General features: G+C 39.7%; 15 protein-coding genes and 2 tRNA genes. 5 read left to right on the plus strand and 12 right to left on the minus strand.

Going from position 1 to position 24968, the window contains the following annotated elements; genetic code table 11:
- Positions 1 to 95: 95 nt before the first annotated feature.
- The 8 genes from PLE33_02645 to PLE33_02680 all read right to left on the minus strand — a co-directional run bounded on the left by PLE33_02645 (position 96) and on the right by PLE33_02680 (position 12443).
- Positions 96 to 186, minus strand: a tRNA-Ser gene (locus PLE33_02645).
- A gap of 389 nt (positions 187 to 575) precedes the next feature.
- Positions 576 to 3773, minus strand: a complete 3198-nt coding sequence (locus PLE33_02650) for a DEAD/DEAH box helicase (GenBank protein HPS60144.1) — start codon at positions 3771 to 3773, stop codon at positions 576 to 578.
- A 200-nt stretch (positions 3774 to 3973) separates the two neighbouring features.
- Positions 3974 to 4049, minus strand: a tRNA-Ala gene (locus PLE33_02655).
- A 199-nt stretch (positions 4050 to 4248) separates the two neighbouring features.
- The gene (gap, locus tag PLE33_02660; GenBank protein ID HPS60145.1) at positions 4249 to 5247 is read right to left on the minus strand and encodes a type I glyceraldehyde-3-phosphate dehydrogenase; all 999 of its coding nucleotides are present in this window, start codon (positions 5245 to 5247) and stop codon (positions 4249 to 4251) included.
- A gap of 21 nt (positions 5248 to 5268) precedes the next feature.
- On the minus strand, positions 5269 to 5811 hold the full coding sequence (locus PLE33_02665) for a BglII/BstYI family type II restriction endonuclease (protein ID HPS60146.1): 543 nt from the start codon (positions 5809 to 5811) through the stop codon (positions 5269 to 5271).
- Positions 5808 to 6740: a site-specific DNA-methyltransferase gene (locus PLE33_02670; protein HPS60147.1), complete on the minus strand. Its 933-nt coding sequence runs from the start codon at positions 6738 to 6740 to the stop codon at positions 5808 to 5810. Before PLE33_02670 ends, PLE33_02665 begins: the two co-directional genes overlap by 4 nt.
- A 6-nt stretch (positions 6741 to 6746) precedes the next feature.
- A complete protein-coding gene (locus PLE33_02675; protein ID HPS60148.1) occupies positions 6747 to 7721 on the minus strand; it encodes a class II fructose-bisphosphate aldolase in 975 nt (324 codons plus the stop codon).
- A 471-nt stretch (positions 7722 to 8192) separates the two neighbouring features.
- Positions 8193 to 12443, minus strand: coding sequence for a chitobiase/beta-hexosaminidase C-terminal domain-containing protein (locus PLE33_02680; protein HPS60149.1), 4251 nt, complete (start codon positions 12441 to 12443; stop codon positions 8193 to 8195).
- A gap of 84 nt (positions 12444 to 12527) precedes the next feature.
- Here PLE33_02680 and PLE33_02685 point away from each other — a divergent pair, with 84 nt between their 5' ends.
- The 5 genes from PLE33_02685 to PLE33_02705 all read left to right on the plus strand — a co-directional run bounded on the left by PLE33_02685 (position 12528) and on the right by PLE33_02705 (position 19552).
- Complete coding sequence (locus tag PLE33_02685) at positions 12528 to 12722, plus strand: hypothetical protein (protein HPS60150.1); 195 nt, start codon at positions 12528 to 12530, stop codon at positions 12720 to 12722.
- 176 nt (positions 12723 to 12898) lie between these two features.
- Positions 12899 to 15424: a glycogen/starch/alpha-glucan phosphorylase gene (locus tag PLE33_02690; protein HPS60151.1), complete on the plus strand. Its 2526-nt coding sequence runs from the start codon at positions 12899 to 12901 to the stop codon at positions 15422 to 15424.
- A complete protein-coding gene (locus PLE33_02695) occupies positions 15421 to 17037 on the plus strand; it encodes a lamin tail domain-containing protein (GenBank protein HPS60152.1) in 1617 nt (538 codons plus the stop codon). Before PLE33_02690 ends, PLE33_02695 begins: the two co-directional genes overlap by 4 nt.
- Positions 17038 to 17166: 129 nt before the next feature.
- Positions 17167 to 17307, plus strand: coding sequence for a hypothetical protein (locus tag PLE33_02700; protein HPS60153.1), 141 nt, complete (start codon positions 17167 to 17169; stop codon positions 17305 to 17307).
- 277 nt (positions 17308 to 17584) lie between these two features.
- Positions 17585 to 19552, plus strand: coding sequence for a T9SS type A sorting domain-containing protein (locus tag PLE33_02705; protein HPS60154.1), 1968 nt, complete (start codon positions 17585 to 17587; stop codon positions 19550 to 19552).
- A 64-nt stretch (positions 19553 to 19616) separates the two neighbouring features.
- Here PLE33_02705 and PLE33_02710 read toward each other — a convergent pair whose 3' ends face one another.
- The 4 genes from PLE33_02710 to PLE33_02725 form a co-directional block, all read right to left on the minus strand.
- Positions 19617 to 22406: a hypothetical protein gene (locus PLE33_02710; GenBank protein ID HPS60155.1), complete on the minus strand. Its 2790-nt coding sequence runs from the start codon at positions 22404 to 22406 to the stop codon at positions 19617 to 19619.
- A gap of 105 nt (positions 22407 to 22511) precedes the next feature.
- Complete coding sequence (locus tag PLE33_02715; GenBank protein HPS60156.1) at positions 22512 to 23114, minus strand: hypothetical protein; 603 nt, start codon at positions 23112 to 23114, stop codon at positions 22512 to 22514.
- A 16-nt stretch (positions 23115 to 23130) separates the two neighbouring features.
- Positions 23131 to 24312, minus strand: coding sequence for a hypothetical protein (locus PLE33_02720; protein ID HPS60157.1), 1182 nt, complete (start codon positions 24310 to 24312; stop codon positions 23131 to 23133).
- Between the two features lie 17 nt (positions 24313 to 24329).
- Complete coding sequence (locus PLE33_02725) at positions 24330 to 24959, minus strand: hypothetical protein (protein ID HPS60158.1); 630 nt, start codon at positions 24957 to 24959, stop codon at positions 24330 to 24332.
- Positions 24960 to 24968 lie beyond the last annotated feature (9 nt).

Genomic DNA, 24968 nt, shown 5'->3' on the forward strand with positions numbered 1-24968 from the left:
TTCTGCAACTCAGATAAGAAAATTAAAAAATGAATGGCAGCATCTAACTTTCCTTTTGGCAAACACCTTTAGAAAAGCCACTAAAGTTCAAAAAATGGCGGAGATGTAGGGATTCGAACCCTAGAAACGCTCACACGTTTACACGATTTCCAATCGTGCTCCTTCAGCCAACTCGGACACATCTCCTTCCTAATTTTATGCAACTTTTTTTTCCTGCCTCTTTCTGTCAAATACAATTAGAAAATAGCAGATATCTATCGTTCCCAAAGAAATCCCGATATTTTTTCAATAACCCTCCAATATAACTCTCGTATCTTTCCCGTATCGCAATATGGGAATGATACAGGAATCTCATCAGCTGCATAGCACAAAAAAACAGGTTCTTGTTTGTTTTGACTTTAAACCGATTCTTTTTGTGGTTGCAACTATCTGCAGAAGCAACAGAAAATTTATCCTTTGTCCGATACTGACAAAGCTGAAGCTCGGTTTAGAGTTAAAACAAAAATTCTCTGCGAAGTTGCTATCTCGCTATTTTCCATCTCGCCATCTCGCTATCTCGCTTTAAAATTCTTTCTTCATTCTGAATAACTGAAAAGAGATTTTATATCTTCCCTGGTCATTGTTTTCAGCACATTTTGTCCACCTTCAATAACGGTTTCAAAAAGCTCTCGTTTATTTTGTTGCAGTTGCAGGATTTTCTCTTCTACAGTGCCTTTCGTAATGAGACGGAAAACTTGAACCTTATGTGTTTGCCCAATTCTGTGAGTTCTATCAATTGCCTGATTTTCCACCATTGGATTCCACCAGGGGTCATACAAAATAACAGTATCGGCAGCAGTTAAATTTAGTCCCGTTCCACCTGTTTTTAAAGAAATCAAAAAGAGTTTAATCTCGGGATTGGTTTCAAAGTTCTTTATAGGAGTAATTCTATCCTTGGTTTGACCATCCAGATAGCAATAGGGCATAGACCAGGCATCCAAAACTTTCCTAATAATAGACAGCATTTGAACAAACTGACTGAAAATCAAAACCTTATGTCCTGCATTAGTAGCTTCTGTAACCAGTTCCAAAAGTTGTTCCAGTTTGGAAGATGCCTCCGGTTCAGGTAAAATATCACCATTGGCAAGATGAGGGTGATTACAAACCTGCCTAAGTTTTGTAAGTGCTGCTAAAATATGAATGTAGTTTGGCATTTCCGGTCCCTCAGGCAACAGTTTTTTCTGCACCATATCCAAAATTTGCAGGTAAAGTTTTTCCTGCAGAGGATTAAGTTTGCACCAGGAAATTTGTTCTTGTTTATCCGGAAGTTCCAAAAGCACTTCTTTTTTAATTCTACGCAGCATGAAAGGGGCAACCATTCGGGATAAGGATAGTCGGGCAACCGTTTCCCCTTCGGCAGGTAAATAGTTCTGTTTAAATTTATTCAGAGTTCCCAAATAGCCGGGGTTCAGAAAATCCAGGATAGACCACAATTCGGTAAGATTATTTTCCACAGGTGTTCCTGTTAAAGCCAAACGGTGTTTGCTTTTCAGTTTTTTAATAGCGGAAGTGCGTTGAGCCGAAACATTTTTAATGTTTTGGGCTTCATCCAGAACAACCCATTCAAATTCCATATTTTTCAGAAAAGCAACATCTCCCAAAACCATAGAATAGCTCATAATAAAGAGCCGAACATTCGGATTGGAGAGAATTTCCATCCGGGTTGTCTTATTTCCATCCACAATGGCAAAAGGGATATTGGTGTGAAACTTGTCAATTTCAGCAGCCCAATTGTAAAGTAATGTTTTGGGGCAAATTACCAGTGAGACCTGTCCTGCTGCTGTAGATGTAATTGCAGAAAGCGCTTGAATGGTTTTTCCCAAACCCATTTCATCGGCAAGAATACCATTTAAGTGATAATGAGCCAACATCTTAATCCAGGCAACACCGGCTTTTTGATAACCCCTTAGAACGGTTTGCAAATACAAAGGCAAGGTTTCAGTGCCCTCCAAATGCCTTTTCAGTAATGCTTCATAAAGCCCTTCCAACCATTCATCTCCCTGCATTCTAAAGGCAGGATTGGCTTCCCGTAATTTAAGATAATAGGGCAGATTCATCATTCGTGAACGATAAATTTGATCAGTTTTGTGCTCGCTGCGGGAAAGAAGTTCTTCCACTTCATAAAAAACCTGCGGGTTGCTGATAAATACCAGGCGTCCATCCGCGGTCTGTAAAAATTCCTCTTTACTGCGGAAAAACCGTTTCAATTCTTCATGGGTGAAACTCAAATCCCGATAGTTGTAACGAACCTCATAAGTAAACCAGTCAATATCTTCTTCGTGACGAGCAATAAGTTCCACCTGTAAAGGAATTTTAGCTACAAAATAATTTCTCAGTTCCGGGTCAATTTGAATATCCCAATCCTGGTCACTAAGTTCAAAAATAGCAGTCCTCAATAGTTCAATTCTTTCTTCACCGCTAAAAACCAGTTCGGCATATTGTTCCAGACGGTTCATTTCCGGTTCAGGAAGTTTATTCAGCAGTTCCTGCATTTTGGCAAAAAGCTCCGGAGTTAGATGAAACCAGGCAGCACCTTCTTTAGAAGGAGAAGTGTATTGAGAAAAAACAAGGGGCTTACCAAAACGCAAAACGGAAAGAGGAATTTCCCTTTCCTGTGAAAAAACAAGGTAACCACCAATTAGTATTTTATCGCCCAATTTCTTGATATGCAAACGCTTAACAGGTGCTTCATCAATAATTTCCGGAAGCACAATGCTCTCCTCAAAATCAAGATAAATGCCTTGTTCATTCAGTTCACGATGCACCAGGCAACGATAATAAACTAAATCTCTGGCAGTTAAAACCTCTCCGCTGCTAAAAATATTATCTATCACTTCTTTACGGCAATGCAGGTTGATTTTATACACCTGATTCCGGAAAAATAACCAGGTAGGATTTCCCGCAAACCAAACGGAGAGTTCATCTATAATAACAGCCCGTAACGCATAATTCTTTGTTCCAGCTGGCTCAATTCTTAAGGAAAGAGGATAGGGCTGGGGCTGAAAAACAAGCTCTTCTCCCGTTTCTTTAATTACCAAACGGGTATGACAATTTTGCATAATTAAAAGGGCTTTGGCAAAATCACTTTTGTAAATTGACCAGAACTTGTTTTTGTGACTATAGGCACAGCGGTTTTGGTTTAGAAAGGAAAAAAGATGAAGGTCTGCATCACTAAAAGCACCCAAATTGGCAGTGTAATCTTCCAGCTGGCGTTGAGGAATATCGGTTATTTCTTCCCGGGAGTATAGTTTACCCATTAAAACCGGCTCAAGAGGAGCAAGGTCTTGATGATAAAAACGGATTTTATCACTTTCGGGGTTATAAATTCCCTCTATATAAAGAACTGCATTGCGGGCAATATTAAGCCATAATTCATTGCCACTTAGCGCATTCCCGTCACAGGTCTCAACTACCTCTTCCTCAAAAATGCGGGTGCTTAAATTAAGATAAGCATAACGCAAAATGGAAAGATAATGACGACAGGATTCATCCGTATGACACTGAGAACAGCTATGAGAAACAATCAGTTCGGTTTCCGGATTAAAAACAATATCTACATATTCGGCAAAATATTCCTGTTTGGAAGGAGCCGGAAAAAAGCGAAGTTGATAGTTGCCATCTTCATTACGGGTTTTCCAAAACCATAAATCATCTTTCTCCAGCACAATAACTGCCTGATTGAAATACCAGCTGGTAGATTTGTTATGATAGTCCTTAGCAAAAAGCCGTGCCATCAGTTTGAGTATCCTTTTATTTTTTAATCAGTTCCTATAGGGTAAAAAGGGAAAATCTGTCAATCTAAAAAAGGAGATGTTTTTCTGCAGAGAGCACTGTTTTGATTTTAGCAACGCGGATTTCAGGATGTAAGGAATGAGTGGATTTTGTAAACAAAGAGGTAAATTTGTTAACAGAGGGTAACTTTAAATATAAGTAATGGTGGAGCTAAGGGGATTCGAACCCCTGACCTAATGATTGCGAACCATTCGCTCTACCAACTGAGCTATAGCCCCAACGCATATCGGGAATAAATTTTAAAAGGAAGGGGTTTTGTCAAGTTCTATGTGCGGACGGAGAAGCCAGTGTAACCGGAGCTTGCCATCGCTTAACTTTTTATGCAGAGGAACGGCATCCTCCAGTTACACTAACTTTCTTTCGTTTATTTCTCTTTCTCTTGGTAAAAAATCGCAGAAATCCGCGCTAAAAACTCCTTTACAGCATCCGCATATATTCCAGCAAATCAACTACCCTGTTGGAATAGCCATATTCGTTATCATACCAGCTGAAGACCTTCACCATTTTACCTTTGGTATAAGTTATCAAAGCATCATAGATAGAGGAATAGCTATTTCCTACCACATCAATAGACACAATTGGCTCTTCCGTGTACATTAAATAACCCTTCAGGTAGGTTTCCGCTGCTTCTTTCATTGCCGCATTTACTTCTTCTTTAGTCACTTCCACTTCCAGGTTGACGCATAAATCAACTAAAGAACCATCCGGGGTAGGAACTCTAATTGCTACTCCATCCAGTTTGCCTTTCAGTTCAGGAATAACCAAACCGATAGCTTTGGCTGCTCCAGTGGAAGTTGGAATCATACTCATTGCGGCAGCCCTGGCTCTACGCAAATCACTGTGGGGCAGGTCTAAAATTCTCTGGTCGTTTGTATAGCTATGAATAGTAGTCATTAAGCCATTCAGGATGCCAAATTTATCCTGCAAAACTTTTGCTATCGGAGCCAGGCAGTTTGTAGTGCAGGAAGCATTGGAAACGATTGAATGTTCTGCCTTCAAAGTAGTATGATTTACTCCCATCACGATTGTAGCATCAATTTCATCTTTTGCCGGAGCCGTTAAAATAACCTTTTTAGCGCCTGCTTTTAAATGTTTGGAGGCCTTTTCTCGGGAAGTGAAGATACCGGTAGATTCAATTACAAATTCCACTCCCAAATCCTTCCAGGGAAGAACTTCAGGGTCTTTTTCTGCAAAAATCCTGAACTTCTTTCCATTCACCACCAAATAATTCTCTTCGCTGGAAACATTGCCGGGAAAAATCTTATGCACACTGTCATATTTAAATAGATGTGCCAGTGTTTTAGCATCCGTAAGATCGTTTATAGCAACAACATTCAGTTCGGGATGGCTATTTAAAATCACTCTTAAGACCAGACGCCCAATGCGTCCAAAACCGTTAATTGCTACATTTGTCATAATTTATCTCCTTATAAGTAGTTATATATCAATTAGATAGATTGCTACCGGAACTGCCGGAAAGTGCCTTTTTAACCTTTCAATATCGTTAATCAGTTGTTCTCCATAAGATACCCCTGTGGACATTGATTTATGCAATTGATAGCAGGGAACGATTTCTATTCCTACATCAGCTTTATTTTCGTTGTAGAAATATTGAAACTTGGCAAGGTCATAAAACATAAAAGGATACTTGCCAAACTGAACCTCAATAAGAACTTTTCCCAGACAGAAATCAATTTGCTTGTAAGAGCCGATTATTTTCGTTTTATAATTCGGTAATTCAATATTAAAAGTGTCTCTTAGTTCTTTAAACCCCAAATTCTCAAATTTTTCTTTGAATTGTATATTAAGGTCTTTAGGGGCGACAAGGGATTTACCTCTCATTGTTTTTTCTTTACTAATCTTAGTTTTATGTGGTGCGATGTCTTCAATCACTTTCTTTATCACTTTCAGGATTTCAGGATATTTCACTATCAATATTTCCACGCCACCAAGATGTGAGTATTCATAAATTATATTCATTTTTCATTACCCCAAACCAAATCAAGTTCCGATTGATTTTCTTTTATCTGGTTTAAATTTACCGCAACCGGTTTTATATCTTCAGGATGATCCGGATTAAAAATCGGTCTTTCCATAGGGCGTATTTTCAGGTCACCGGAAAAAGCCCTATTAATTCTTTGCAAAGTAATTTCATAATATTCATCCAGAATTTCTGCTCCACAGCTTTTTCGGTTATGCATAAGCGAAGCAATTTGAGTTGTTCCTGTTCCCATAAAAGGGTCTAAAGTCCAATCATTTTCATTAGTCATAGATAAAATCAGGCGTTCTACCAATTCTACAGGAAATTGAGCAGGGTGAATTGTCTTTTCTATATGATTTGCTTTAACATTGGGAATATCCCAAACATCGGAAGGGTTTTTACCTAAAGGATTGCAGGATAATTCACCTTTTTTATTTCCCTTAAAATAGCGTTTCTCAGGATACTTTTGCGGAATGCGCACAGGGTCTAAATTAAAAGTATATGCATCGCTTTTAGTGAACCAGAGAATTACCTCATAGCGTCCGGAAAACCTTTTGGAAGAATGCAAACCATGCCCGAAATGCCAGATTATTCTATTGCGCAGTTTTAAACCCAATTCCTCAAAAAAAGGATACAACACAATATCCAAAGGGACAATTTCTCCGTTATCTATATAATTTCCTACCTGCCAACAAATACTGCCGCTTGTTTTTAGCACTCTAAAGCATTCTGTAATAACTTTCTTTTGCCATTCAAGATACTGATTTAAAGGTTTACGCTTTTCATATTTCTTTCCAATGTTATAGGGTGGTGAAGTTACAACTAACTGAATAACTGAATCCGGTATAGAATCAAGCAATTCCAGGCAATCACCCTGAAACAAACAGAGAGTGGAATCAGAATTCCAATTATTGCTTATTTTGATCATAATCAGTTATAGCAAAATACTATTTTCTGCGCTACCGGACATTTTGCAGAAACCCATAATGGTCTTCTGCATTTTTTCTTCACCTTTACTTAGCCATTTACGGGGATCAAACTTGCTTTTATTAGGTATATAGTTAGCGGGGTCAACATCGGGAGGGCAGACAATGGCATATTTTTCTTTTTCCCAATATTCCTGAATAGCAGAAGCCATATCCATCTGGTAGTGAGTATCTTTATTGATTTTTACTACCCCGTTGGCAATAGCCGTTTGTTGTTGCCAGTCAGTTAAGCCGGAAGCGCCATGTAAAACCAATCCTCTTTCCACACCATTTTTTATCAGCAGGTTATCAATTTCCTTAATCAAATCCAAGTGCAGGACAACATTTTCACCTTTGGTAACGCCATGATTTGTGCCTACGGAAGCAGCAAAGAGGTCTACACCGGTCTTGATTACAAATTCCAGTGCTTCTTCGGGTTTAGTATAGAGTTCATCTTCCGAAACAATTTCATCTTCAGCACCCTTGATATGACCAATTTCACCTTCCACCAGAATATTATATTTATGCGCCAAATCCACAACCTCTTTAGTAATCCTGATATTATCTTCCAGTTTTTCTGCTGAAGCATCTACCATCACGGAAGAAACAAGGTCATTTTCAATACAGAACTTAATAAAATCAAAATAGTTAGGGGTGGCATGATCAATATGAAGCCCAATTCCACATTTGGGAAATTGCCCGGAAAAGGTCTTCACCATCGTGGAAATCATTTTGGCTCCAATTTGCAAATCCTGAGAAGTGCCTGCCGCATATTTACAGGCACCGGTACTCATTTGAATTAAGCCATCTGAATTGACAGCAGCATAGCCCTGAACAAGAGCTCTGATTTGAGTGTCAAAAACAACATTGGATGCAATAATACCAAAACGCTGTTTTTTGGCTTTGAGGAAAACCTCTTTCAGTTGTGCACCGGATAGAAACATTTTATACCTCCATACAGGTTTATTTCTTATAAGATAATCTATCTAAACAGGGATATAAAGTCAAGGGAAATCTGCAGAGAAGAATAGAAGCTAAAGGCAGCAACAAATAAAAACACTGCCGTTGGTAATACTTAACCCTAAAAATAAGCGTTTCTATTTCTGCTCTTCAGCGTAAATGTTTTTGCCGTTTGCGGTTAAAGAATCATAAATGCTTGTTGTCTGGTCATTTCTTTAACGGCTCTTTAACGATCCTTTAACAATGCCTTAACTTTGTTAAAGAGTCGTTAAAGAAACTCTAAAGAAACATAAAGGTTTCAACTTGGCAGGAAATAAGGCGCAGCTTTATATAAATTTACATACAAATATAGTTCAACTGGTCTTCAAACCTCAAACTTGTGAATTAAAATAGGAACAAAAAAGAAGGTGGAGAAAAAATCTCCACCTCCAATTATTTTTACGGATGCGCTATGTTTAGTTGATTGCTATCACCCGATAGAATTTTTTAGAAGCAGCTGCTCCACTATAGAATAGATTGGCAGTAGTTGTTACTGTAGTCCAGGTTCCATAAGGATCATCTGCGGATTCAATTCTATAGTTAGTTGCTCCATTAACTGCAATCCAGCTAAGGTTTATCGTTCCAGCCACTTGAGAAATATTAACAAGCGGTGCTTCCAAAATTCCTGCAGCGGGAGTTATATCTGCCAGAAAACGGGGACTAAATTGCATTGTATCATTATATTGTCCACCCAGACAGATAATATCCACAGGGTCTGTAGGAATAGTTGTTCCGGCATAATCGGCACCGGGGAAAGTTCTCATTATTAAAGTTCCGGAAGCATCCATGGCAGTAATATTTTCTGCTGTGGCAGCAAAAACACCTGTAATATTGGGTGTTAAGGTTACGCTATAAATCTTTAACAGCTTTGCTTGATCAGCAGAAGTGATGGTAGCCAGGGTTCTTGTTACTGGAACAATGGTATTGTTATGAGAAGTTGCGGCACCCGGATCAGCAAGGGGAACAAATTGCAAAAGACCTGAATACAAAGATAAAGTTCCTGCTATACCGGTAATGCCATCATAGAGATTATAGGTTGTGGTTATTATCCCGTTCGGGTCGTCAATAACAATAGCTGCGGTAGCATCCTGGATATATTTTTGATTACGATTTGCCTGCTGGAAAGTAAGAACTGCTTCTCCGGTAAGACGATAGGCACTACCTACAGTTCCGGCTCGGAGTTGAGCTATAGTGGCTACATTTTCCGAAAAATCATAAAAAGCAGTGGCAATTCCAGAAGGTGAAAAGCCGGTGGCATAACCCTTAGCTTTTATAGTTGTATCTGAACTGACGGGAATTGGATTGCTGTAAATATCAGAGGACTCTGTGGGTTCAGAACCATCTGTAGTATAGTGAATAACAGCTCCAGGAGTAGTTGTGCTGATCGTTACATTGATAGAACTGGCATAAGCACCGGCAGGAGGATTAAAAGTAGGTTTAACTACCACATTGCCAAAAGTATGCATTCCCAAATCAGCAATATAATCTATAGCATAAACAACCCACTGACTATCATCTGCATTAGTTCCAGCACTTGTTGCCCAATCCAAATTACCCTGAGTAACAGAAGGTTTACGAATTAAAGTATGTTCGGCAGTTGCAGAAGCTATTCCGGCAACAGGCCAATTGATAGTTCCAGGATCCGTTCCAATAGTGCCAATAACATCTATCAAGGTTTCTGTAGTTCCAAGTTTATATAGTCCCAGAGCGTCATTTCCATTGAAAAAAGTAACACTTGCAGTTGTATCTGATAGAGCAAGTATATCTGCATTGGCAGAAGCGTGGGCAATAACATAAACATCCGAATGATTAAGAGTTCCGGTTAAATTTAAAGTATTTGTTGGTGTTAAAGAACCGTTAGTAAAAAGGCAAACCTTGTAATTGCTTAAATCAATCGGTCCACCGGTTCCGTTGAAGATTTCAATTGCTTTATTATTACTGCTGCCTTCAATATATTCCGAGAAAAATAAGTCACTTGCCATTCCGGGTTGAGGTGTAGCGGTTCCACTAACAGACAGTTGATATTCATTAGCATAAGTAGTATTGTGGTTAATTAGCCCATTAAAAGTTCCTGCTCCCGATGCGTTCATTCGGACATAAACATTGCCAATATAGTTATAGCTTAAGGACAAAGAAGTTGTCCAGTCACTTGTGCCGTTTGAACTTAATTCAAAAGGATAAGTAGTAGTAATTTGGATAGGATCAACAGCACCGGGTGCACTTAGAGTATATGATTGAACTGCTGAAGGAGTTCCCGCTTGGGCACTAAAAGGAGTTAAATTGGCAGTAATGTTCCAGGTTACAGGTGTGGGAAGAGCTTCTCCCGTAACACGAACATTAACCGGTTCGGCACCGGCACTGGTATGAACAATATTGCCCTCATATTCACCAATGGCAGAAGCCAACATACGAACATAGATACTAGCATTGAAATCAGCCGGAACAGTAATACTGGAAGCCCATCCTTCTGTTTGCGAAGTAGAAACCTGAAAGCCGTTGGGTGCGGTAACAGTTATTCCACCTAAGATATTGGTTCCCCATAAAGTGTAGTCCCTAATTTCATCTGAAGGAAGATTCACAATGCTTTCCAAAGGATCAAGTTCGGTTGTGCTGGTATGAATAGCTGGCGTCTCCATTGGAGTTCCTTCCCAAAGTTTAGCCCAATCATTAGTTACTCTGATGCCATCAATTTTGGCTATAGGAGTGTTATTTGCCTGGCGGATAGCCACAGCTCCAATTCCTGCTATATCAGCTCCTGTTAAATCAGAAGCGGTAAGCTGAGGTGCGGGTTCAGTTTGTCCGATAACAGGATTAACCCACATATAGACCTCATCGTTAGTGGTTCCCGAAACAATAACATATTTCATTACAATCAGATAAGTAGTATTTAAGGCATAGTTGTAAGGAGTGGCGGCGGTTTCGGAAATACCATTCGCTTTTGAAATACCAAATCTTAAGTTATTGGAGGCATCTTTTTGGACAAAAACCCTACCTTTGAAATCAGTACTGATAGGGTTGGGCCCGAAGTGGAAGAAATAATCAGCTGATGTTTTAGCTTCCGAAGCATTGAACAGAAAGGAGACATAAAAAGTTCCCGAGGTCTGATTAGCAAAGGTTTTATGAACATCTTCCGCAGAACCGGAAAAAACCGTCTGTGCCGCTAAACCCTGATAAGCATAATAGCCAGGATAGACAAGTCCTTCATCAGCTACGATAATAGGATGGCTACCAGCTCCACTATGAGCAATCCAACCATTGGAAGTTAATGTTGTTCCCGCGGTATAATTAAATTCCTCAGCTAAATAAGTGTTATAAGCATTCGGGTCTGTTACTGTTCCGTTTACGGCTAAGTTTTGGGTCTCAGCTCCTGTGCTGGAATGGACTATGTTGCCGGAAAAAGTTCCTGCTGTAGCTCCGGTTAAACGCACATAAACAGTTCCGCTAAAAGAACTGGCTAAATTAAGGGTGTTAGAATAAGTAGTATTATCTGTAGAAAGTTCATAACCGGTAGGTGCAGTAACACTTATTCCTGCAGTTAGAAATAATCCGGTTACCGTATACTGTTGTTCTGGAGAAGGAGTTCCCAATAAAGTGCTGAAATCAGTTAAACTGGCAGTAATCTCTATCATCGGAGAAGGATTGGTAACAGTTCCTTCCACAGCTAAATTTACATTAGTTGCTCCCGAACTGGAATGGATTATATTACCGGAAAAAGTTCCTGCTGTGGCTCCTGTTAAACGCACATAAACAGTTCCGTTAAAAGTAGCCGGTAAAGACAAATTGCCGGTATAGGTAGTTCCATCAGTAGAAAGAGCAAAACCTGTGGGAGCGGTAACAGTGATATTTCCGGTTAAATTTTGCCCGCTCAAAGTGTAGGTTTGATGCGCTGAAGGAGTACCGGTATAAGTGGAAAAAGGAGTTAAAGTTCCATTTACTACAATGGTGGGTGAAGCTGTTCCTTCGGCAGTTATGCTTACATCATCAATACCTAGGCCTTGAGCGTTGGAAGTAGTTGAACCATTTGTTACAGAATAGTTCCAGGCAAGATACAAAGAGCTTCCTGCGGATAGAGAGTAAGATAAAGTGGCACTAACAGGAACTGTAGCTCCCGGGGCAGAAGCATAACCATTATTGGAAGCATCAGCCGGGAAAGAAGTTAAAAATGAACTTCCTGCACTTGTCCAGGTTGTTCCATCATTGGAATAATACATTTGGATGGAAAAACCGGCTGAATTAGTTCCCATCCTGTATTTTTCCACATTGTAGCTTATGGTAAAAGAATTGATGGCACTGCTGCCGTTATTGGTAAGCTGAACATAAACATTACCACTTTTTGTGGCAGAGCTGGAAGATATAAAACCAACTGCACGGTCTTCAGCAGTATCTGCTGGTCCTGCACCATAGTTATAGATTCCATTCCCAGCCGAAGAGCTCATATTATTACCGCCTGCTCTTTCAGTGGCAGTTACTGCTGCAGAATAAGCTCCAACCAAGCGGACTGAATTGTTCTTATCTGCTTTCCAACCTGCAGGTAAAGTTGCAGTAGCAGATGTTCCTAAACCATCAAGGTTTTGGGTAACATTTTGTCCTGCTTGAATGTTTACCTGAGCGAATAACCCTCCTATAAAAGAAAGGGTCAACATAACTATAAACAATGTCTTTCTCATATTTCCTCCCTGAGAAAACTTAGTTCCTAACTTATAATCAGATATATTAATTACTCGTACAGAATATAATATTTGAATAAGGGTATGGCGTCAAGTAAAATAATAGGTTCTTTTATTTTTGTGCAGATGATGGGGATAATTGTTACCACTGAAGACACTGAGGACACTGAAGACACTGAGGGCACTGAGAGCACTGAGGACACTGAGATTTCAGGGCAATGTTATAATACCTGCAAGGCATTTTCCGCTCTACAGCGTTTACTGTTTGCTTTTCACTGAGTTAGCTCTTTCGGCAAATCTCACCATCTAAAGTAAATTCACTTGTTTTCTTCATTTTTCCTTGCATTCATAGTGCTTTCCGTATTCCGGAAGTATCAGCCCTCACTTTTTACTTGACAGCAATTCCCCTTTCCTCATTTGGAAAAGTGTTCATTAGAACAAAGAAGGGACAATTAGTGAAAGAAGATTATATACAAAAGAATGACTATCACTCCATTTTCTTCACCGATAAGGCAGAAGAATGTGACAGTGAATTGAAGTCCCTGTTTCTGAATCATTTGGAATATTCTTTGATAAAGGATACGACCACTGTTAAGAAATGGGATATCTATTATGCCTTGGCTCTCAGTTTAAGAGACCTGCTAATAGAAAGATGGTTACGCACCCAATATGAATATCGCAAGCAGGATGTGAAAAAGGTCTATTATCTTTCTCTGGAATTTTTGCTTGGCAGAATGCTTACCAACAGCTTAATCAACCTGGATGTGTATAATGAAGTTTACGATATGCTGAAAGAGATGGGCATTTCCTTAGAGGATATTATTGAGCTGGAACCGGATATGGGTTTGGGGAATGGTGGTTTGGGTCGTTTAGCTGCCTGTTTTATGGATTCTTTAGCTACCCAGGCATATCCTGCTTACGGCTATGGCATCCGTTATGATTTCGGCATTTTTAAACAGCAGATTGTTCAGGGCTATCAAGTGGAGGAACCTGATAATTGGCGAAAAAATGGTTGTCCTTGGGAAATCAATCGACCGGAATTAACTTACCGGGTGCGTTTTAGGGGTAAAGTAATCAGTGAAACCCTTCCTGGTGGCGGAATTGAACACCATTGGATGGATACGGAAGATGTTATGGCTGTTGCCTGGGATATTCCTGTTCCTGGTTATCAAGTGGATAATGTGAATAATTTACGCTTGTGGCAAGCAACCAGTACTGATGAATTTGACCTGGAATATTTCAATAATGGCGATTATGTAAAGGCAGTGGAGAAGAAGACCATTTCTGAAAACATCAGCAAAGTTCTCTATCCGAATGATAATGTCCATTTGGGCAGGATGTTACGCTTACAGCAGGAATATTTCTTTGTTTCTGCTACTTTGCAGGATATTTTTGCCCATTGGAAAAGGTATCATAAAGGGTATCAGGATTTTCCTGCTAAAATAGCCATTCAATTGAATGATACTCATCCGGCTCTTGCCATTCCGGAAATGTTACGCATTTTGATTGATGAAGAACGAATGAGTTTTGAAAATGCCTGGAAAATTACCAGAAGCTGTTTTTCCTATACCAATCATACTATTTTGCCTGAAGCACTGGAGAAATGGGGTCTTTCGCTATTTGAAGAACTTCTGCCGCGTCACCTGATGCTTATTTATCAAATAAACAATGTTGTTATGGAAGAAGCGATGCGTCTGTATCCTGGCGATATAGCTAAAATGCGTAATCTTTCTATAATTGAAGAAACGAACGGCAAAGCAATCAGGATGGCTCAACTGGCAATTCATAGTTCGCATACCGTTAATGGCGTTGCCAAGTTACACACCAAAATCCTCCGGGAAAGGATTTTCCCCGATTTGGCAGAATTATATCCGGAAAAGTTTCAAAACAAGACCAATGGCATCACTCCCCGGCTTTGGTTGCATACTTGTAATCCGCAATTGGCAAGTTTAATTTCTGAATATATCGGCACCGGTTGGATCACGAATCTGGAAGAAATAAAGCAAATTGAGCAATATATATCCGACCCTGATTTTCGCACTTCTTTTGCCGAAATGAAAGACATAAATAAAAGCCATTTAAGCAGATATATCTATCGGGAAACGGGAATCCGCGTGCAGGTAAATTCTCTTTTTGATGCTCAAATAAAACGCCTGCATGAATATAAACGCCAATTATTGAATGTAATGGGCACAATTGCCCGTTATTTTCGGATTAAAGATAATCCGCAAGGTAATTTTGTTCCCCGAGCAGTTATTTTTGCCGGAAAAGCAGCTCCGGGCTATTTTTTAGCAAAGCGTTTAATTAAGCTAATCAATAACCTTGGTGAAGTGGTTAATAAAGACCCGGATATCAAAGACCGGCTGAAAGTGGTTTTTTTGCCTAATTATTGTGTTTCCTTAGCCGAAAGAATTATTCCCGCTACCGAGCTATCCATTCAAATTTCTACCGCGGGTTATGAAGCCAGCGGAACGGGAAATATGAAGTTTGCTTTAAATGGAGCTTTAACTTTGGGAACTTTGGATGGTGCCAATATTGAAATGGCAGAAGAAATCGGAGCCGAAAATATGTTCATTTTTGGCTTGGATGCAGAGCAGGTTAAAGAGCTTAACCAAAGCGGTTATAATCCTCGCAGTTTTTACGAAAGCGATCCCGAATTGAAAAGGGTTGTGGATTCTTTAATAGACGGCAGTTTTGATGACGGCGAAAAAGACCTCTTTTTACCCATCTGGAAAGCACTGATGGAAGATGGAGACATCTATTTGAATATGGCTGATTTCCGTGCCTTCACCGATGCTTCCAGTAAAGTGGATGAACTCTATTTGAACCGTGATGAATGGATTACCAAGGCAATTCTGAATGTAGCACGCATTGGCAAATTTTCCAGTGACAGAGCAATTAAGGAATATGCCAATGATATTTGGGGAATTCAACCTCTGCCTTTGGAATTGAGCAACGGGAATAACTCCCGAAATTTATGAACCGAATCAGGATATTTATCCTTTGTGCTTTCGGGGAACTGTTTTGTCTTGCTTTGAACGCAGCAATTGTTATTAACGAGGTCTGTTACGATCCTGTTGGCAGTGATGAGGGTTTTGAATGGATAGAACTTTATAATAACGGCAGCACAAGTATCCAGCTGGAAGGAGCTAAAATTCTTTCCGGGGGCAGTTCTTATACCGTTCAATATACCCTTCCCTTTTTTGAATTGCGCCCTCAACGCTATTTACTAATTGGAGGAGAATCAATAATTACTGCTCAGCTGTATTATAATTTCAGCTTTCAGAACGGGGGTAGCGAAACAGATGGCATTCAATATGTTAGTTCCGATGGAACTTATACCGATACTGTGCTTTATGATTCTCCTAACATTTATCAGCTATGGGATGACCACAATTGCCCCGGTTTAAATTTTGCGCTTGATGTTCCAGCTGGTTATTCTTTGGCAAGAATATATGACGGCTGTGATACGGATAATTGTGAAACGGATTTTATTGCGGAAGCAAAGCCAACTCCCGGATTGGCAAATCGTTTGCACTGTGATTATGCTTTGGGGATTTATGAAGTAGAGCGGGAAAATAACTATGCCCAACTTAACCTTTGGCTGAAAAACTTAAGCTCTTTCTCTCCTCTTTTAACTGCTGAACTTACAATTACTCAAAATAGCGAATTACTGGTTCAGCAAGCAATCGCTCCTCTTGCTGCTGCTGATTCTCTTTGTGTGAATCTGGCTTTTTACTGTAATCCTGAACCCTTCACAGTGAATTTATTTCTTTTAGACGACCCCGATTCCACAAATAATGTATTAACGATTCCCTATGACAATGCAACGCAAGCTTCCCTATATCTCAATGAGTTTCTGGCTTATCCGGAATCCGGCAATCAGGAATGGATTGAAATTTACAGTGAGCAAGGTGCACCCGGAACATATTATATTGCAGATAGTTCTGCTGCCAAAATCCGTTTTGTCCTTCCTGCAGTAAGTGGCTATTTTGTAATTTGCCAAAATCCTGATGCTTTACTTTTGCGTTATCCGGAATGTCCTGCAAGCTCTATAATTTTAGCCGAGAGTTGGACTTATTTAAACAATGACGGAGATTGCTTAGTTTTGAAAAATGAAACAGGAGCTTTGGATTCGTTAAATTATACCGGAGAGGAAATAATTAAGGGTGTTTCCAGAGAAAGGGTTTTAGTTGATTCTACCTCTATCTGGCAAAATTGCTATAGTGAAAAAGGGGGAACACCAGGATTTCCTAACAGCACCTTGCCACAAACGGAATTACCCGCACCGGGAAAAGTAACCCTGACCGGAAGCCCCTGTGATGCTAAAAAAGGCGAAAAAATATCTCTTACTTACAATTTTTCTGCACCTGAAAATAGAATAACCTGCAATGTTTATGATTTACGCGGCAGTAAGATTTGCAGTATTGCCGATTATGCCTTGGTAAATGCCTCCGGAATTCTTTACTGGAACGGCTGTAAACAGAATGGAACTTTCGCTCCCCGGGGGCTTTATATCATTTTATGGGAAGCCCAAAATGCCAGCGGAGGTAAAATAACCCGTCAGCAGCTCACAGCAGTGTTAAAAGGTTAATTTCTTTCCTTCCGTCCCTTTTTAGCATAAAAACAGGAAAATGATAACAACTATTGTAGCTTGCCATCAGCAAATTGCATAAATATCCTTGCCTAAGAGAACCCGTTATTTTCTCAATAAAACTCCGATATGACCCCCGTATCGTTCCCATATCGCGATACGGGAATGATACCGGAATCTCATCCGCAGCATATCCCCAAAAAGCAGGAACTGATAACAGGAATGTTAACCTCCAGTTCAATTACAATAATTGTTCTTTTGGGCTATTAAATATAGTGGGATAAAGAAATAGCTTGGTTGTAAAGAGAAAGACAAGATGTCGTTTTTCCGATTTGGGTAGTTGGAGCTCGCTGAGACAGCCCTTTTTTATTCCGGAGGAACGATGCCCTCGTCGCTCAATAGTAATCAGGCATTTTCATATCCCGGACTAAATTATTCGGGTTTATATTGAAGCTATCTTCCGTAACCCTGAATGCGGTTAATAAAAAGGTTTGTTTTTCAAACAAAGCAAGTTATAATTTTAATATATAGATAAACGAGGTGATAAATGAAAAAATCCGCTTTTCTTATCTTTATTGTGTTGCTTATTAACTGCTTAAACGCGCAATTCAGCAATTCCGCATCTTCCCCAACTCTTTTAGCTGGAGGGGCTGGTGAACAAGTTATCCCCAAAATAGCTATCGGGAGCGATGGAAATATGTATTTAGGGCGTTTTGACAGTGTAAACGGCAGTTATGATGTCTGGTTGCAATATCTGGATGCTTCGGGTAATCTTCTCTGGCAAAATCCCGAGGGAATTTTGATAAGTAACTTTCTGCAAATGACCTGGTTAACAGAATGGGATTTGGATATAGACCCTTCAGGAAATTGCTGGCTTACTTTTCAGGATATCCGCACATCCGGAGTGAATAATGTTATGCTTTATAAAGTGGATTCTGGAGGCAATATTTTGCTTTCCAACACTGGCATAGCTCTTTCTTACGATACCAGCACTGACTATATTAATATGAGCCCTGTTCTATTGTGTCATTCCAGTGGTGATGTTTATGTTGCCTGGCAAAGATCAGGTCAAACAACCGAAATCCACCTCCAAAAAATATCCCCTACCGGAGAGCTTTTATGGGGAACAAATGGCATCACTTTTGCCGGAGATGCTGTTAGTTTTACCTGGCCCCAATTACTGGACGCAGGAGATGGCAATTTGTTGCTGAAATACTATTTAGACAGCGGACCTTTTTGGGCTCCCAACCGTCAGGTTTTCGTTACAAAACTTTCCCCGGAAGGAACTGCTATATGGAATAACCCTGTAAATTCTGCCGCGGGTTTACCTGCCTGGGAACAGAATATTCCTTTTATTTCTGATGGCAGCGGTGGAGCTGTTCTTGCCTGGTATGATGATCGCTATAATGATATGATTAACGAGGTCTATATGGCAAGGGTAAATTCCAACGGCTTAGCTACCACCCCTGAAAACGGAACTCTTATTTCCACAGATACTTTCAATCAGCAATATTATCCAAAACTGGCTGTGGATACAGAAAATAATAATGTTTTTGCCTGGTTTCGGACTACCGATCCGGACCAGAATAATGTTGGACTTGCCAGACAACTTATGGATTTTTCCGGAAACCGACTTTGGGGAGATACAGGAGTGCAAATAATTGCTCAGGGAAATACTTATCCCGATCCTGTAGCTGCCTATTTTTATCAAGATACTGCTTATTGTATTTATTCTGCAGCTGCCAGCCCTGGAGACAGCAACAATGAAATCTTGAAAGTTAATGCCATAAAAAGCGATCAAAGCAGTCCCTGGCTGGTTGATGTGTATCTGGATTCAGTTGCCAATCCTAAATTGCATTATGATTCAGCTGTTTCTCATCAGGGTTGGAGCGTGCTTGCTTATGAACAGGGTAATGATTATGACCTTTATGCTATGCGTTTAAATCCTGATGGAACTTTGGGAGGGGCATATTATCCTGCTCCTCAATCCTTGGAAGGATATGTGGATGATCAAGGAACCGTTCATTTAAGTTGGCAGGAACCACCCTTTACGCCAAATCAATATTTAGTTTATGTGAATGAAGAACTCTATATTACTTTACCGGCAGAAACCCTTGTTTGCACTATTCCTGATTTTGTAGCAGGAACTTATAATTTTTATGTGTGTGCACTTTATTCTCCGGATCAGCTATCGCTTCCTTCCAATATCGTTACATTAACTATTCTGCCTGTTGCTATAGAAGAAGGTAATTACATTCCTGTTGTTACCTATCTGGAAGTGAAACCCAATCCCATTCGCAATAGCTTTACTATCAGTTATTTTCAGGATAAATCTCCTGCCAAACTTGCTATCTATAACATCCGGGGACAAAAGGTTTATGAACAAACTTTTAGCGGTGGTGAACACGAAGTTATTTCCAGGAACTTAAACCTGAATTTACCCAGTGGTGTTTACCTGTTAAAACTGAATTCGCTGAGGCAAAACTACCGGCAAAAAATAACCGTGATCAAGTAACCAGGAGCGAAGAGCTTAAGTTAAAAGACACCAGGAGGTTGACCTTTGCGTCAACCTCTTTTTTTTATTCAATCGGAAAGGCGTTAATAAAACCTGTAAAATTCAAGGTTGCCAGCAAAGTGCCGATTAACAGAACAATTATTGCCACTGCCTTAAAATAATCCGATGCCTTCAGCATACTGACCAAGTCAGGATTGCGTGAAATATAGGCAGAAGCAGCATAAAATTCTTCTCCAATTAAAGTGTAGGAACAGGTTGTGATAAAAAACGGCACCTGAGTAATAGCATCGGTTCCGGCAATTTGAAAAGCACCGGTTTGGTTTCCTGTTTCCGTTAAAAGCAATGCTTCTGCATTAAAATATCCCATATAGAAAATAGTGGCAACTCTTTCGCGAACGGTTATGCCATTAATACCTGCGCAATAAGGAAACTGGTCATAGGATATAAAGAAAATATCATTAGGATTATAAGCATCCGGGCGTCCAACTTCATTATACGCATTATGAATAATTTCCTGGGCTAAAGGTAAAACCATATAATCACAATGAGGAGAAATTAAGCGGATATCAAATTCGGCAGCTTTTTTGGCTACCTGTCCTAAAATTAACATTGAAGCAACAGTATCAGGGTCTCCTAAAGTTCCCCAACCGGGAACAAACATAATAGGACGCCCCATTTCTGTAGCTCTGCCAACTGCTTCTTCAATTGATTCCAAACCGGCAATGGGTCTGATATAAGCTGTCCCTTTCCTACTTTGAATGATGGCAACAATAAGGAATAAACACAATAAAATTGAAGCAGCGAGAGTTATATATTTGGTAGTATCAAACCAATCACTCTTAGGGTAAAATTTTGTATTCCCTTTGGGGTCAATATAGGTTGCAGTAGTAACAAAATTGGCTTTACCATCTGTTTTAATAACCCGGTAAGAATAACTGCGCATATTTTTATTATGCGTGGCTATTAAGGTTTTCAGCCATTCCTTATTGGACTGCATCTTTTGTGCCTGCAGATAGGAAGGATGTTTGGTGATAAAATTATAGGTTCCTTCCGCCTCTTGAATTGCTGCCAGTAAAGTATCGGGAATAGCGTTGCCGAGATATTTATTCTTTTCCAAAAGCAGCGCATCCAGTTCTTTCTTTTGCTGTTGCAGGTTTTTAGTAAACTTATCTTTAAACAGCGGAACCGCGAAAGCATAGCCGTTCAGCGAATCTATAGCTACAGTCAGTTGCGGGTCTAATAGCAAATGTTTACTCTTGGCATCATAACCCAAAACCTTTTCGTAAAGGGTGCTTTCGTAAGGAATGGAATGATCAAACGCACGGGTTAAGCCATTGATATGATTGCCAAATAAGAAATCAGGGTCAAAACCGTTGCGGGTAAGGACTTCATAATAAATTTTATTCACCGGCTCATTCTCGTAATAGATATTCTCACCCTTGAAAATCTTATTACTCTTATCATAAACAATATGCTGTTCCGTATAATCCTCAAAGTTGACCATTCTGTTAGTGTGAACGGCAATGCGGATTTTCATATTTGTAATGGCTTTATACTGCTGCGGCAGTTTGAAGTGGACTGTTTTATCCAGGTAATGTTCCGAGACCTTGCCAATTTCGTTATTTAAGGAATCAAGAATAGTAAACCTCAATTCCTTGATTTTGTAATGTTCGTTATTAGAGACCTCATAGTTGATCCGTAAAGCCGTTTTGTCGTTATTCAAATACAGCGCCTGGCTGACAAAAACCAGAGGTTTTCCCAGGGAAACTGTTAAATTATCACCCTTGTCATTGATTTTGTCTTTTACTTCAATTTGCGGCATTTTAAGCTGCTGAGAAGAATTTAACAGGCGGAAATTTTTGGCAGTTACGGCTGCACTTTGACCTGCATAATCACTGTAAGAAAGCACAGGATAATAATCTGCAATATTTTCGGGAAGTTTAATCCCTTCTTTTCGGGTATCTACACTGTGGCAAGTATTTACAGAACCCGAATAATTTGGAATCTGAAATAGAGAAATAGCGCTATTTTGCCAATTATCAACAAGGGTTTCGCCATTTACAGGTTTCAGGGCTGAAGGAATCAGCCAGCCCTCCCAAAGATATATATCAGTGGAAGAAGATGGAGGTAACCATTCAAAATTGAACACTCCTGTATCTTGAATGTAAGTGCTGGATAAAATTGCAGCCGGTTCCGGAGGATTATCTTCAGGGATAACTTTTTTAATATCTGCGTAAGGTAAGTATTTCCCTCTTTCGTTCACCGCCAGAACGGTGTAGTAATATTCCTGCCCGGCTTTGGGAAGACCTAAAATGGACTCAAACCGGTTTAATTTCAAGCCCGCCATAATATCCTCACCTTTGGAAACAGGTTTGGAACTATGATATAGCTTGGAATTGTTTATTGCTCCAATTACATTATATCTATTTAAAACAGAAGCAAGAAGTTCTGGTCTTTGCGGGAACTTTTTGTATAAAGGACTTTTATCATCCTGCTGCTTTTCTTTCTTCAATTTTAAGGGAGCTGTTTCAAATTCAATTAAGGGTTGCTCACCCCTGTCGTAGTAATACAAATTTTGAGCCAAAACGCCCAGCTTGGGATCAACTTCCATACTGCTAAGAAAAAACAGCGAGTCCGGACTAACTCCTCTATAAATATTATAATTGATTATGCGATACGATTTATCCAGAGGTTTCCATTTAAGAACAACTCCCGAGCCATCATCAAAAGGTAAATCCTCAGCTGTCAGTTCTGTAATTTTACCTTTCACCGAGGCAGGTTTTGCTTCATCCGTTGAAAGCAGGGAAATGCCCATTAACAATATGATACCGATTATAAGCAAATATTTTTTCATCTCTTCATCCCTTACCCAAAGTTCCCTGTTGCTTTAGCCAGCTAAACGAATTACTAATAGTTGCACTTTCCAGGCAACCAGAGAACTTACAGGTTTCTTATCCCGCTATTTCATCAAACCCAAAACATCTATCACCAGGAATTGGATTCTTCCAATCAGCAAGGAAATACGAGCCATAACTGTTAAACCAAAAGAAGCACCGAACCCAATCATCATATACCATTTTCCCAGCCCGACAAATTTGCCGTAAGCCCCGGTATGTGCTTTGGAGAAAAAGAAATATAGCAGAACAGCAATTGTGCCGATCAAAATAAGTATGAGATTGATGTTTTCCAGAGGAACCATCGCTTGTCTCATCTGAACTAATATTCCGGCATGAATTCCCATAGGAACACCAAAACCGATCATCATCATAGAAAAAGCAATAGGATAACGGGAAAGCCAACCCAGTTTGCGGGAAAAACGGAACAGATAAAGAATACCTAAAATAGAAGGCAGAATAAGCACCAAATTATGCTTTAACATAATCGGCTGCCAAACATACGGAATAAATATTCGCTCATAAGTAAAAACTAAAGCATAACCCAGGGATATTCCTACCAGCAGTTGTTCCGCCATTCTATAAAAGGGATTTTCCTTATAAAGGAAGGAAAAAATACACAGGGTGAAAAATGCCGCTACCAGATTACTAAATAATTCAAAACTCATTGTTATCCTCCCTTTCTTACTTTTCAACCGCTTTGGCTTTCTGAATGAAATAACCGATATTACCCAAAATGATAAAGACAATAATCATAATATGGGCAACTGATTGCGCATTCATTCCAATTCTGGCTACTTTGAATTTATAATTGATATTGTGCGTTAACCGATTGATTTCCCTGTAAGCAGTTTCTCCCATCTGATTTCTCAGTTCCGGAGTTATCTTGGTTACATCTATAATAATTGTCCCGTTTTGTTCTTCTTGCAATTGCTCAAAGATTGCTTTCTGGTTCGGATATTTAGCTATAAATGCAGCATATTCAGCAGGAGTAAATTCCGCCCTGGTTTGAGTTGTAATATTGATTAATTTCTTTGTGCTTTCATCATTTAAAACTTCTTTACCAAAGGGACGACCGGGAAGAATTTTGTTTCCTTCCGCATCGGTTTTCACGCTATAGTCAATTGTCGGGTCTCTGTAAGCAGCAAAAACATCTACCAGTTTTTCATATTCCGCAGCGCCTTTTAGTCCTGTAAGCATACCAATCAATTGCCCTGATTGTAAATAGGGATATTCATCAGCAGCCATAACTGCAGTAACCCCTAAGGCAACATTAACTCCAAATTTGGGTCGGGCATAATATATCCAGTAAGTTCCTGGGGTGCTTCCGGAAAATTCTATTGCCAGGTTCATTTCGTTGTAGTTAGTAATCCCTTTCATAATCGGCAAGCTTGCAATTTTACGCCCTTCAGCATCTGTAGTTACGGTATTAGCAATATTATCTCCCATACCCAAGACAACAGCCATTGCCTGAGGTTGGTAGCCAAAATTGCAATAATCAACTCCGCTTTTGATATCCGGATATTCTTCTTTTACCGAATTGAAAGCATAGTCAATAATAGGAGCTCCCGAGGTAAGAAAAGTGAGAGCGAAGACCTTGATATTGCGTTCAAAACAATGTCTGATTATAGCTATTTCCATCGGGTAAAGTTCAGGCATCGTAGAAGCATCGTGCATAAAACTTAATAAGACAGCTCTATCTTCTCTTCCGGCATAGGAATCAAGCATCTGATACAAATTCTCTGTAGGAGCGGATGTTACATTATCCGAATTATAGGGTATCATTAGAGGGATGATAATTGCCAGCGCAACTACAATATAGATCCAACGCCGATCTAAACTTTGCATTCTTTCAAAAAAGTTCATTCTTCATCTCTCCTTGTTTAATCTGTTCCACCCAAATAGGAACGCTCAATACCCAAAAGGATTTTCAGGGAAGTGGCTACACCCCCAAGACCAACGCCAATGGCAATTCCCCTCTTGGAAGCAAGATTAGGAACATCTAATATCCATTGCGAAATAACCGGTAGATTTTTATATATCTTAACCCCTAAAGGCACTTGCGCCAACATTACTATAATTGCAGCAATAAGTAAAACTGTGGCTTCTCCCGATCTGGCTCTAAATGCTTTATAGGCAGCTGAAGCCATATAAAATGCCAAAAGGGAAAACATCGTGGAATTCATCGGCATTTGCATATTCTCAAATATCCACATCAACATACTACCTTTCTGGGTTCCGCCAATAAAACCGGCTAAAGATGTAATGATAAACCCGGCAAAAAAGAAATAACTGTATTGCCATTTGGGAGCTTTTCTTTTGATCTTACTGCTATGCATCATACACAAACTAATAACTCCCAAAAGAGCAGCCCAAGGTGCTGATGCATAAGCCCAGGGAATGTAAAATTTGTTGTAGAAATCATCCTGGATAAGCTTATGCGGACTTAACGCATAGAGCACAAAGATGATGCCACCGACAATTACGATGATTAAAGGTATTGTCTTTTTCATATACTACCT

Source organism: Candidatus Cloacimonas sp. (assembly GCA_035403355.1).
In the GTDB taxonomy this organism is placed as follows: Bacteria; Cloacimonadota; Cloacimonadia; order Cloacimonadales; family Cloacimonadaceae; genus Cloacimonas.

Bases quoted from the DNA above. Each gene is read 5' to 3' on its own strand.
- PLE33_02650 (HPS60144.1), bottom strand. From the start codon at position 3,773: ATGGCACGGCTTTTTGCTAAGGACTATCATAACAAATCTACCAGCTGG.
- gap (HPS60145.1), bottom strand. From the start codon at position 5,247: ATGACAAATGTAGCAATTAACGGTTTTGGACGCATTGGGCGTCTGGTC.
- PLE33_02665 (HPS60146.1), bottom strand. From the start codon at position 5,811: ATGAATATAATTTATGAATACTCACATCTTGGTGGCGTGGAAATATTG.
- PLE33_02670 (HPS60147.1), bottom strand. From the start codon at position 6,740: ATGATCAAAATAAGCAATAATTGGAATTCTGATTCCACTCTCTGTTTG.
- PLE33_02675 (HPS60148.1), bottom strand. From the start codon at position 7,721: ATGTTTCTATCCGGTGCACAACTGAAAGAGGTTTTCCTCAAAGCCAAA.
- PLE33_02680 (HPS60149.1), bottom strand. From the start codon at position 12,443: ATGAGAAAGACATTGTTTATAGTTATGTTGACCCTTTCTTTTATAGGA.
- PLE33_02685 (HPS60150.1), top strand. From the start codon at position 12,528: ATGGCGTCAAGTAAAATAATAGGTTCTTTTATTTTTGTGCAGATGATG.
- PLE33_02695 (HPS60152.1), top strand. From the start codon at position 15,421: ATGAACCGAATCAGGATATTTATCCTTTGTGCTTTCGGGGAACTGTTT.
- PLE33_02700 (HPS60153.1), top strand. From the start codon at position 17,167: ATGACCCCCGTATCGTTCCCATATCGCGATACGGGAATGATACCGGAA.
- PLE33_02705 (HPS60154.1), top strand. From the start codon at position 17,585: ATGAAAAAATCCGCTTTTCTTATCTTTATTGTGTTGCTTATTAACTGC.
- PLE33_02710 (HPS60155.1), bottom strand. From the start codon at position 22,406: ATGAAAAAATATTTGCTTATAATCGGTATCATATTGTTAATGGGCATT.
- PLE33_02715 (HPS60156.1), bottom strand. From the start codon at position 23,114: ATGAGTTTTGAATTATTTAGTAATCTGGTAGCGGCATTTTTCACCCTG.
- PLE33_02720 (HPS60157.1), bottom strand. From the start codon at position 24,312: ATGAACTTTTTTGAAAGAATGCAAAGTTTAGATCGGCGTTGGATCTAT.
- PLE33_02725 (HPS60158.1), bottom strand. From the start codon at position 24,959: ATGAAAAAGACAATACCTTTAATCATCGTAATTGTCGGTGGCATCATC.